The sequence below is a fragment of the Tenacibaculum piscium genome, from assembly GCF_021390755.1.
Taxonomy (GTDB): Bacteria; Bacteroidota; Bacteroidia; order Flavobacteriales; family Flavobacteriaceae; genus Polaribacter; species Polaribacter piscius.
In genome coordinates, this window is sequence record NZ_JAJGWR010000014.1 from 1 (window position 1) to 12,452 (window position 12,452).

General features: G+C 26.6%; 7 protein-coding genes. 1 reads left to right on the forward strand and 6 read right to left on the reverse strand.

All coding sequences use genetic code 11. The features are described from left to right. Positions 1–1,191: 1,191 nt before the first annotated feature. Positions 1,192–1,326, reverse strand: coding sequence for a hypothetical protein (locus L0U72_RS11765; protein WP_256444789.1), 135 nt, complete (start codon positions 1,324–1,326; stop codon positions 1,192–1,194). Positions 1,327–2,786: 1,460 nt separating this feature from the next. Here L0U72_RS11765 and L0U72_RS11445 point away from each other — a divergent pair. Continuing rightward, on the forward strand, positions 2,787–2,930 hold the full coding sequence (locus tag L0U72_RS11445; protein WP_233899334.1) for a hypothetical protein: 144 nt from the start codon (positions 2,787–2,789) through the stop codon (positions 2,928–2,930). Positions 2,931–3,143: 213 nt separating this feature from the next. Here L0U72_RS11445 and L0U72_RS11450 read toward each other — a convergent pair whose 3' ends face one another. From L0U72_RS11450 to L0U72_RS11470, 5 genes are all read right to left on the reverse strand, one after another. Beyond that, positions 3,144–3,350: a hypothetical protein gene (locus L0U72_RS11450; RefSeq protein WP_233899335.1), complete on the reverse strand. Its 207-nt coding sequence runs from the start codon at positions 3,348–3,350 to the stop codon at positions 3,144–3,146. Positions 3,351–5,664: 2,314 nt separating this feature from the next. After that, a complete protein-coding gene (locus L0U72_RS11455; RefSeq protein ID WP_233899337.1) occupies positions 5,665–8,490 on the reverse strand; it encodes a PIN domain-containing protein in 2,826 nt (941 codons plus the stop codon). A gap of 172 nt (positions 8,491–8,662) precedes the next feature. Further along, positions 8,663–9,415: a hypothetical protein gene (locus L0U72_RS11460; RefSeq protein WP_233899339.1), complete on the reverse strand. Its 753-nt coding sequence runs from the start codon at positions 9,413–9,415 to the stop codon at positions 8,663–8,665. A 147-nt stretch (positions 9,416–9,562) separates the two neighbouring features. After that, a complete protein-coding gene (locus L0U72_RS11465) occupies positions 9,563–11,185 on the reverse strand; it encodes an RNA-directed DNA polymerase (protein ID WP_232127975.1) in 1,623 nt (540 codons plus the stop codon). Positions 11,186–11,353: 168 nt separating this feature from the next. Beyond that, positions 11,354–12,148 (reverse strand): cation transporter, encoded by a 795-nt coding sequence (locus L0U72_RS11470; protein ID WP_101931971.1) that lies wholly within the window; start codon positions 12,146–12,148, stop codon positions 11,354–11,356. Between the last annotated feature and the right edge of the window lie 304 nt (positions 12,149–12,452).

A 12,452-nucleotide genomic window follows, 5' to 3' on the forward strand; every position in this document is an offset into this window, starting at 1 on the left:
TTTCATATTTAGAGTAAATTCAAGTATTTATAGATTCTAAATTTTATTCGTAATATTTTTCTACCGATATTTTTAAATTTCTGTATTTACTTGAAAATCAGGTTCTAATTGCGTAATTTTTGCGAATTACTTACAACGGTTTGTATATRAATTCAAATTTCACGTAATAATTCGGTTAATTTTATTTTCATATTTAGAGTAAATTCAAGTATTTATAGATTCTAAATTTTATTCGTAATATTTTTCTACCGATATTTTTAAATTTCTGTATTTACTTGAAAATCAGGTTCTAATTGCGTAATTTTTGCGAATTACTTACAACGGTTTGTATATGAAAAGTGCTGTTTTGTGTGCGAGGATTTTCCGCAGGAAAATCAGATGTAGCAAAACGGCACTGACTTTTGTTTTAAGACTAAACTAAGCATTTTTTATATACGTTGTTACAAGTAGTTGTTTTTTTTTCAGTTTGTAATTTGTATTTCTGATTTAATTTTCCATTTCTTAATTCAACATTTGAGTAATTTCGACAAGTTTTCAATTCTGTATTTTGCTTAATTCTACAAACGTTATAAATTCAGATTTTACATAATAATTCGGTCAATTTTATTTTCAGATTTTGCGTAAATTTTGCAATTTCTATTCTGTATTTTTCTCAATTTTACAAGCGTTATAAATTCAGATTTTAAATAATAATTCAGTCGATTTTATTTTCAGATTTTGCGTAAATTTTACAATTTCTATTCTGTATTTTTCTCAATTCTACAAACGTTATAAATTCAAATTTCACATAATAATTCGGTCAATTTTATTTTCATATTTAGAGTAAATTCAAGTATTTATAGATTCTAAATTTTATTCGTAATATTTTTCTAGCGATATTTTTAAATTTCTGTATTTACTTAAAAATCAGGTTCTAATTACGTAATTTTTGCCAATTACTTGTAACGACTCGTGTATAAGTAGTAAGGATTTGATTTGTAATAAATTTCATTTAAGTACTTAACCAAATTTGCAATTTTATTGTTATTTTCTTCAACCATAAAATTTCAAGTTTGGTGGATTTCGTAAATAATCACAAAATTTTCAACTTAGCAATTTCCCTTATTACTTATACATACTGTTAGCTTTTCGTTAATTTTTCCTTTTTTACAATTAAAATACCGATATAAAATTACATATTTTTCAGCGTTTTTATTCGGCGTTTAACTTGTCTAAATTTTCATATAAACTTACGCTAAAAAATCTAAAATCGGCAATATTCCAAACGGTTTTTCTCATTTTCCATTTCCGATTGCGCAAACGAGCTAAAAAGTCCGCCGTTTTCATTTCATAATTATAGACAAATTCTTGCGTAATTATTTGTCAGAATCTGTTGCTTTACGATTCCGTTTCTGATTGCGTAAATCTGCTAGAAATTCCGCCGTTTTCATTTCAGAATTACAGACAGATTCTTGCGTAATATTTTTCAAAATCTGCTGCTTTACGATTCCGTTTCTATTGGATAAACAGGTTAAAATTCCGCCGTTTTCATTTCAGAATTACAGACAGATTCTTGCGTAATTATTTGTCAGAATCTGCTGCTTTACGATTCCTTTTCTAATTGCGTAATATTTATCAGGATTCTACTTTAGGAAAACGCTTTATTTCCCCAATTTTGCGCATTTTTTTGTTAATGAAAGCTAACGATTTATATATGGTTTGTTGCGTTTTTGAAGCACTAAATTAAGTAAATAAAAACGGAATAGAAAATCCCCTAAGGATTTTCGTAAGTAGGTTAGTACTAGCAATAAATTATATATTTTGTTAACCTGCGTTTTTTTTTAATTAAAATACCGATATAAAATCTCACATTTTTCAGCGTTTTTATTCGGCGTTTAACTTGTCTAAATTTTCATTCCTAATTGCATAAACAGGCTAAAAGTCCGCCGTTTTCATTTCAGAATTACAGACAGATTCTTGCGTAATATTTGTCAGAATCTACTGCTTTATGATTCCATTTCTGGTTGCGTAATATTTATCAGAATTCTACTTTTTTAAACCGCTTTTTTGCCAATATTGCGTGTAATTTGGCTTAATGTAGGTTAACGGTTTGTATATGAAAAGTGCTGTTTTGTGTGCGAGGATTTTCCGCAGGAAAATCAGATGTAGCAAAACGGCACTGACTTTTGTATTATGACCAAATTAAGCATTTTTTATATACGTTGTTACAAGTAGTTATTTTTTTTCAGTTTGTAATTTGTGATTCTGATTTAATTTTCAATTTCTTAATTCAACAGTTGAGTAATTTCGACAAGTTTTCAATTCATATTTTGCGTAAATTTTACATTTTCAATTCTGTATTTTGCTTAATTCTACAAACGTTATAAATTCAGATTTTACATAATAATTCGGTCAATTTTATTTTCAGATTTTGTATAAATTTTGCAATTTCTATTCTGTATTTTTCTCAATTCTACAAACGTTATAAATTCAGATTTTAAATAATAATTCAGTCGATTTTATTTTCAGATTTTACGTAAATTTTGCAATTTCTATTCTGTATTTTTCTCAATTCTACAAACGTTATAAATTCAAATTTCACGTAATAATTCGGTCAATTTTATTTTCATATTTAGAGTAAATTGAAGTATTTATAGATTCTAAATTTTATTCGTAATATTTTTCTAGCGATATTTTTAAATTTCTGTATTTACTTAAAAATCAGGTTCTAATTGCGTAATTTTTGCCAATTACTTGTAACGTATGGTTATATGGTTAGATTTTTAACGGATAAATAAACGGAAATAATGACAAAGAAAGAAATTAGGCAAAAATATTGTGATAAAAGAAATTACACTTCTTGGAATAAATACAATGTTACAGAATATAGTAAATGGCTAGAAAATGAATTAATTAAAACACAAAATAAAGTTAAAAAATTAACTATATAACGTGTTGTAAAATCGTTTTAATGTTTTACAACGTTTTGTATATGAAAAGTGCTGTTTTGTGTGCGAGGATTTTCCGCAGGAAAATCAGATGTAGCAAAACGGCACTGACTTTTGTGTTATGACCAAATTAAGCATTTTTTATATACTTTGTTAGCTTTTCGTTATTTTTTTACAATTAAAACACTGTTATAAAATCACATATTTTCAGCATTTTTATTCGGCGTTTAACTTGTCTAAATTTTCATTTCTGATTGCATAAATAGGATAAAAGTCCGCCGTTTCCATTTCAGAATTACAAACATATTTTTCCGTAATATTTGTCAGAATCCCACAGTTTTTCATTTCCGATTGCATAAACAGGCTAAAGTCCGCCGTTTTCATTTCAGAATTACAGACAGATTCTTGCGTAATATTTTTCAAAATCTACTACGTTAAAATTCCATTTCTAATTGCGTAATATTTATCAGGATTCTACTTTTTTAAACCGCTTTATTTTTCCAATTTTGCGTATTTTTTGTTAATGAAAGCTAACGGATTTGTATATGATTTGTTGCGTTATTCTGGACTAAATTTAGTAAAAAAAAATCGGAATAGAAAATCCCCCAAGGGATTTTCGTATGTAGGCGAAAACCAGCAATTAATTATATACGTTGTTAGTTTTTCGTTGCGAAACATTTTTATAAGCACGTTTTTTTGCGTTTCTAAGTTTTTCAAGAATTTAAAAATTCAAGATTTGTTTATGTTTTATTTTTTCTTTAAAATTCTAAACATTCTTTTTTAGATTCACGTAAAACAGGTTTTTTTCACGAGTTTAAAATTCATAATTTGTTTTTTTTATTAAACTTTTTCTTTAAAATTCTAAACATTCTTTTTTAGATTCACGTAAAACAGGTTTTTTTACGAGTTTAAAATTCAAGATTTTTTTATGTTTTATGTTTTATTTTTTCTTTAAAATTCTAAACATTCTTTTTTAGATTTATGTAAAACAGGTTTTTTCACGAGTTTAAAATTCAGAATTTGTTATATTTTATTAAACTTTTTCTTTAAAACTCTAAATATTCTTTTTTTAGATTTATGCAAAACAGCGTTTTTTATGAGTTTAAAAATTTACGATTTATTGATTTTTAATTATTCAAAAACATTCTCAATAATTCTATTTTTTCTTTAATATTCTCATTTTTTCTGAGCAATGAAAACTAACGGATTTGTATATGATTTGTTGCGTGATTCGGGACTAAATTTAGTAAAAAAAATCGGAATAGAAAATCCCCCAAGGGATTTTCGTATGTAGGCGAGAACCAGCAATTAATTATATACGTTGTTGTAAATAGTAGCTTTTTGTTTATTCCTAACTTTGATTATTAAATTACTATTCAAAAAACCGATAAAATTTAAAATTCTACAAACGAGTTAAAAAACATTTCAAAACTCTTTTTTAAAAACTAGAAATATTCTCAATTTTTTCTTCTTTTTCTTAAATTGTTTTTGATTTAGATTCTACAAACGAGTTAAAAACATTTCAAAACTCTTTTTTCAAAACTAGAAATATTCTCAATTTTTTCTTCTTTTTCTTAAATTGTTTTTGATTCAGATTTTACAAACGAGTTAAAAATATTTCAAAACTCTTTTTTGAAAACTAGAAATATTCTCAATTTTTTCTTCTTTTTCTTAAATTATTTTTGATTCAGATTCTACAAACGAGTTAAAAACATTTCAGAACTTTTTCTTGAAAACTAGAAATATTCTTAATTATTTTTCTTTCTTAAAATAGTTTTATTTAAAAGATCACAAATGAACTAATGTTTTTATTTGTTTGAAAATCAATTATTTATTTTGTTTTGGTCAGTTTTTTTTTGCTATTATTTACAACGGATTTGTATATGATTTGTTGCGTTATTCTGGACTAAATTTAGTAAAAAAAATCGGAATAGAAAATCCCCCAAGGGATTTTCGTATGTAGGCGAGAACCAGCAATTAATTATATACGTTGTTGTAAATAGTAGCTTTTTGTTTATTCCTAACTTTGATTATTAAATTACTATTCAAAAAACCGATAAAATTTAAAATTCTACAAACGAGTTAAAAAACATTTCAAAACTCTTTTTTAAAAACTAGAAATATTCTCAATTTTTTTCTTCTTTTTCTTAAATTGTTTTTGATTCATATTTTACAAACGAGTTAAAAACATTTCAGAACTTTTTCTTAAATTGTTTTGATTCAGATTTTACAAACGAGTTAAAAACATTTCAGAACTTTTTCTTTAAAACTAGAAATATTCTTAATTTTTTCTTCTTTTTCTTAAATTTGTTTTGATTCAGATTCTACAAACAAGTTAAAAAACATTTCAAAACTCTTTTTTGAAAACTATAAATATTCTCAATTTTTTCTTCTTTTTCTTAAATTTGTTTTGATTCAGATTCTACAAACGAGTTAAAAACATTTCAGAACTTTTTCTTGAAAACTAGAAATATTCTTAATTATTTTTCTTTCTTAAAATAGTTTTATTTAAAAGATCACAAATGAACTAATGTTTTTATTTATTTGAAAATCAATTATTTATTTTGTTTTGGTCAGTTTTTTTTGCTATTATTTACAACGTTGTTGTATATGGTTTGTTGCGTGTTTCAAGCAACTAATTTAGTAAATAATTACCGACCAAGAAAGTTCGCGAGGACTTTCGTAAGTATGCGAAAAGCCAGCAATAAATTATATATGGTGTTGGCATTTCGTTTTTTTAGTTTTCGATATTCCAAGTTTTTCTAACATATATATTTATATAATCTTTTTCTAATTTTGAGTCAAAATCTTTTTTAATAATACTTTCTAATTTCTTTTTAACCAATTTATTATTATAAATTTTTCTAAAATAATATCTAGTAGTGTATTCTCCAATCCATTCAGGTTTAAAAAAGTCATAGTTAAAATCATTCATATCAATTAACCAAGAATAATAAGGGTCGATGTTTTTGAATGCTTTAAACTGTTCTATTGTTGTGTCAATATCTAATTTAAAACATAAATTCATTATTGAATTTATGTTATTAAATCGATTATCATTTATACCTGAAAAAACACTTTTTATTGATGTTTGATGTTCTTTTGGAATAGAAGTTTCTATGGCCTTATTTAATAAGTTGGTTTCAAGAGGTATTATCTCAAAAATGATTGCTTGATAGAATAATTGAAAAGAAAATTTTTCTTGAAGTTTTTCTTGAATTATTTTTGCAATCTTTTTTTTAAAATCTGAATTATCAATCATTAAGTACAGCTCAATTATGATTGTGTTTTCATGTTTTTCTTTGCAAAGAGAACATTCTTCAAATGCAATATTCTGAATTTTTTTGAATTGTTTTTCAGTTATTGTAATATGTTCTTTTCTTTCTTCAATTACATTTAGAAGTGACTCATAGAATTCTGAGTTATGATAAAATGATTTGTTTATTCCTAAATCAAAGAAATCATTAATTAACTCTTTGGTCATGTGTTCTTTACAGCGATATAAAAACGTATTTATTTGTTTGAAGTTTTGAGGGTGAATAAAAGTTTCATTTTTTAAGTATTTAACAAGTTGTTTTGAAAACTTATTAATAAATGAGGTGTCGAAATCTCCAATTGATACTATTATTAGTATGTTTTTAAAAATACTATTATAATATTCCCAAAATCTACGATTATTATTTTCACAATTTTCAATAAGTGATTCTCTAAGGTTTTCATTGGAGAAAAAATTTTCAATAAGTTCAGCAAATGAATCTCCATTTGAAGATGATTTTTTGTAAAGTATTTTTTTAAGTTTATACCTCTTATAATACTTATTTATTAATTCAGGGTTTCCGTATTGAAGTATTTTTGTAATTAAATAATCATCAAATTTTTCTAATCGACTATGATGAGAATCTGCTATTGCATGTGATGCAAATAGACCTTCAATAAAAATTGAAAAAACATCTTGAAATTCTTTAAACTTATCGTAAACAATAAAGTTTTCTACTAGAAAAGATTCTAGTTGTGCAAACTCATTTATAAGAACCCATACATTACTATTAGAACTCCAACCACCATTTAAGGAACTATAATATTGGTCTATTATTTTACTTGAAGTTTCTTGTATTTTATTCCTTGCTGTAGTATAAAAAATATTTTCTTTTAAATATTTAATTAATTTTTTATTTTCTTTTAAAGATAGATTTGTTTCTACATATTCTAAATCGATTTTCTTTAATTCATTTAATAATTCATTTTGTGACTCTTCACCAAAGTAATTATTTCTAATAAAAATTGAGAGTTTTGTTAAATTAAATTGTCCTATAAAATATAGAGAATCAAGGTGTTCTTTTTTATATTTAACTAAAGCTTCTTTCTGTTTTTCAATAGCAAATAAATAGTTCCCAATTTGATAATTAAGATAACTGCTTTTTTGTAAATCTTCAAGACTATTTGTGAATGTGTCTAAGTTTTTAAAGCATTTAGTGAATTTTAATTTTCTAAAACTACATTTTGGACATTCACAATTCTTTTCTTCTGAATACCTGATTGATAAACGTTCTCTCGACTTGTCATTAGATAAATTAAATATAAGATTTCCAGACAAACCTAATAAAACTTTTTTGATTTTATCTTGATAATTATCTACACCATTATGAAATTTACTATCATTGAATTTAATGCTATTATCTTCTAATATTTCTAAAGATTTAAATAATTCAAATAATGATTCATTGTCTATACTTAACCCAAAAGTCGAGTAATAGTTATATGAATTTAGTTTAAATGGATAATGATTTATAAAAAGTGAAATAGGGTAGAACTTAATTTCTCTATGTCTAATAGAAATGTAATCATAAACTTGTTCTAGTATTGGTTTTGATTTGTCGATAGAAATTTCCTCTTCGACATTAATTATGCTTGTATTGTTTATTTCTTCAGGCAATAGGGAAATTGATAATTCTTGTTTTAAATTATTAATTGCTCTACCAATGTCATTTAGGTATTCAATATTGATTTCCTCATAACCTTCAATAATTTCAGGATGTATTTTAGAATCCAAATTATTAGGAGAGCCAAATTCATTTTTGTTAGCGGATATAAATAAAAAACTTTGACCATTTTCTTTAAAGTATTCTAACGCTGAAAAAACAATATATGCATCTTTTGTACTATCAAGTTTATTGTGAAATGGTGCTTTTTTTGTAATTGTTCTATCACTGCAATGTATTTTGATATTGTTAGTTGTTTTTAACACTACAGCACTATTTAATAATTCATCAATAGTTGCTATTTGATTATCAATATTTTGAATATTTGGTTCTAAATTTTCAGGAATTAAAAGTTTTTCTTTTTTCCCGACTTCTTGTGCATGTTTATATTTTGTTTTTAAAGAAGCTTCAAACCTTCTTTTTTGTTTAAGTTTATGTTTGTTCCATTCTTCAAGAATTATTTCATGGGTGATGAAATTAATACAATCATTGTTTTTCCAAAATTCAAGATGAGGAAGTAACTTATTTTTATCTTCTGATAATAAGTCAATCAAACTACAAGTGTCAATTATAATATTTTTCATGCTCAAGTTTGATTATTGCTTGGGTTAAATGAATGCCAACGTGTTTGTATATGGTTTGTTGCGTGTTTCAGTAACTAATTTAGCAAATACAAACCGAATAGAAAATCCGCGAGGATTTTCGTAAGTAGGCTAGAACTAGCAATAAATTATATACGGTGTTGCCACCAGTTTTTTAGTGATAATATTGACTTAAAAAACTCGGATTTCCTTTTTCTTCAGAGTAATAATAGATTCCGATTATTAATCTACTATTGTCAGGTACTTTGTCATTAATTCCATTGTCATTACTTGTCCATTCCGTTTGCTTGATAATTCCTGTCAGTTTTTGGTCTATCTGATTTCCAAATCCACTTATTTCAGTCACATTTTTAATTGTCAAATCAGATGCGAATGTTATTTCATAAATTCCAAAATTTTTGTCAAGCTCAATTCCTTTAAATTGTTCTAAATTTTTATGAAGTTTTGATTTTTCCCGATAACTTATTTTATCAGTCGAATTAATATTATTTTCCTTAAATGTTCTTAAAATATCTAATTCACGTTTCTGTCTATTCTGATTAGTTTTATTAAGATATAGCAAACCAGAACACATTCCAATTCCAAAGTTCCCGTCTTTGTTTTTTCTTGCATAAGCAACTAACTTTGTGTTTGTAGGAATATAAATGTCGCAAGAACTTCCAATTCCATTATCACTTCTACCATAAACATAAATTGATTTCAATTTTTCTCCTTTATACAATTCATTAATCTTTATGTCTGCTTTATATCCTTGTTCATTTTTTTGATTCGGATAGATTTTTAGAATTGTTACGTTAGCGACAAATTCCGACTCAATAAATTTTTCCGTTATTTTCGGTTCATCGCAATCGCAAGCAAAAACTCCGATTGAAAATAGAAATATTGTGATTTGCAGGATGTTTTTCATAATTGGTGGCAACGTGTTTGTATATGGTTTGTTGCGTATTTCGAGTAACTAATTTAGTAAATAAAAGCGGAATAGAAAATCCCCTAAGGATTTTCGTAAGTAGGCGAGTACTAGCAATAAATTATATACGGTGTTGCCCACAGTTTTTTAGTATCCACCAGCACCGATTCCTCCTCCAGAAACAATAGATGTTGCTTCTTCTTTTTCAGGTTTTTTGGTAATTTCATCTACTTTTGCTTCGGCTTTTTTCACAGTGAAGGTTTTTACTTTAGCATCTTCTTTATAAAAATATATTCCATTATCTAATAATATTTTAAAATACTTATTCTCATCAATAGGGTTGTCGGTTGGTACTAACCATCCTTTTTTTATTGATTCATAGGTAAATAACCAATTTTCATTCATTAATGACTCCTCTGTTAATTCAGTTAAAAGTCCGTCAGTACTGACAGTTGAATTAATAAGTCCTTTACTTTTTAAATCCATTGCAATTAACATTGATACGTAATCATTCGAGGCAAAAATTCGTTCTGCCATTTTATTTTTGAGTTTGATATTAAACTCGACACACATCCATAGTGCCCAAGAGACCTCATAGTTATGACCTTTAGGTAAATGAATATCAATTAGTTTCTCAATAATACTTTTGACTTTTTTCTTTGAAATTCGACTTATGTTAGATGCTAAAATTTCAGTTACTACTGGTAAAGTTCTCGGTTCTGTAATTCCAATTTTTAATATAAGAGATTCGTAAGTCGACCAGTTTTCATCAAATAATTGTAAATATTTAAGAACTTGAATTGAAAAAAGTAAAACGGAATCTTTCGGGTTTTCATTAGAATGAATAATAGAAAGACTTACAAATCTTTCAATATCGGTTAATTGAGAGTTTGCTCTTTTTCTAAATGTAAATGAGCCTAAATCGATTGACCATTTACTATCGAAAGCAAAAGGTGCTTTTGATATTTTTGTTTTTTCTTCATTAATATCAAGTTGATATTCTGTTAGAAGAGATTGAATAAATTTAAATGCTTTTTCAGCATCTGCATAGTTGTCGCAATAAACGTAATAATCGTCTATAAATCTGAATGATTGAACATTTTTTAATTTCGTTTGAATTTGTATGTCTATTAGACAAGACATTATTTCGGCTATAACTAAAGACGTATCAGGTCCAATTGGAATTCCTACAGTTTGACCAGAATTAAGGTTTCTTAAATCTTTATCTAAAGCGTTTCCGAGCATTGTCATATCAGTTCGATGTGCTTTTGCAATTGGTTTTGTATGAACTAACCAAGGAATTGAATGTGTGTAAATTGTTCCATAAAATCGCGAAACATCAGTTTTTACTTCATATAAATTAGCAAAGGATTCATTTGAACGTCTTCTTTTAAATTCACTGAAATTGTGTTTAGAAATCAATGCTCGATTACCTTTATCATCCTTAATTGGTGAGCTTGAAGAAATAGTTGATTTCTTGAAGATATCATTAATCTCTGTCCATCTATTTGCAATCGTCGAAGTTAATTTCGATTGGTGAAGTGGATTAGGAATATTTATTATTCTTCTTGATAATTGAACTTTTGGAATAGAAAAAAGAACCCATTTAGAATCTGAATACTTAAAACGTTCTGTTCTATCAAAAGGACTTGATATAGAATTCCATTGTGTTTTAATGACATTTATTTTATTTGAAAAAGTCTTACTTTCAAATGGAGGTGGAAGTTCTTTCGGGAAATATCCCAATTTTAGCAATTCTTTTTCTGTCATTATCGATGTTTCTTAAATTGTGGGCAACGGTTTTGTGTATGATTAGTGGCGTGTTTAAGCACCTAATTTAGCAAATAAAAACCGAATAGAAAATCCGCGAGGATTTTCGTAAGTAGGCGAGAACCAGCCATTAATTATACACGTTGTTGTAAGTAGTGCTTTTTTAGTTCACTTACTTAATTTCAAAATCCGAAATGCTCCTTGAATTACCAATGCAAAAACAATTGTTCCGATAATCAAATCAGGTTTATTAGAACTCAAATAATGCACTAAAATTCCTGCAATTATTACTCCTAAATTTATAATCACGTCATTCGAGGTGAAAATCATACTCGCTTTCATATGTGCTTCTTCTTTACTTTTTGACTTTTGCAAAATATAAAGACAAATTCCGTTTGCGATAAGTGCGAAAATCGAAACGATAATCATTGTCGAAAAATCGGGAAGTTTCTCGTCTCCGAAAAATCTTCTTAAAACTTCTACAAATCCAATAATCGCAAGTATTATTTGAAAATATCCAGCAAGTTTGGCAATCCGTTTTTTCTTTATTACTGTTCCGCCAACCGCAAACAAACTAATTCCGTAAACAAAACTGTCCGCAAGCATATCTAAACTATCGGCAACAAGTCCCATAGATTTTGAGATAATTCCTGTTGTCATTTCGATTATAAAAAACGCAAAATTTATAACGAGTACAGACCAAAGTAGCTTTTTTTGGTTTTTGTTTTCTTTAAATTCCGTTTGGTCGGTTTGTTTAGTCGAGATTTTCTTTCCACCTAAATTTAGTTCGATAACTGACTTTTCGATTTGGTCAATTTCTCCGCTGTGAAAAACGGTCAATTTTCGATTCGGAATATCAAAGTCCAAATTCGCAATGCTTGAAATTCCATCTAATTTCATTCGGATTAGATTTTCCTCTGAAGGACAGTCCATTTTGGTAATTTCAAATATTGTCTTTTTCATTCGGTTTCTGGGTTTTTCGGCATTACTTACAACGGTTTGTATATGAAAAGTGCTGTTTTGTGTGCGAGGATTTTCCGCAGGAAAATCAGATGTAGCAAAACGGCACTGACTTTTGTATTATGACCAAATTAAGCATTTTTTATATACGTTGTTGTAAGTAGTTTGTTTTTTTTTCAGTTTATAATTCTGATTTAACTTTCTATTTCTTAATTTAACATTTGAGTAATTTCGACAAGTTTTTAATTCAGATTTTACGTGATTTTTGAATTCTTATTTTCTGTATTTTTCTCAATTCTACAAACGT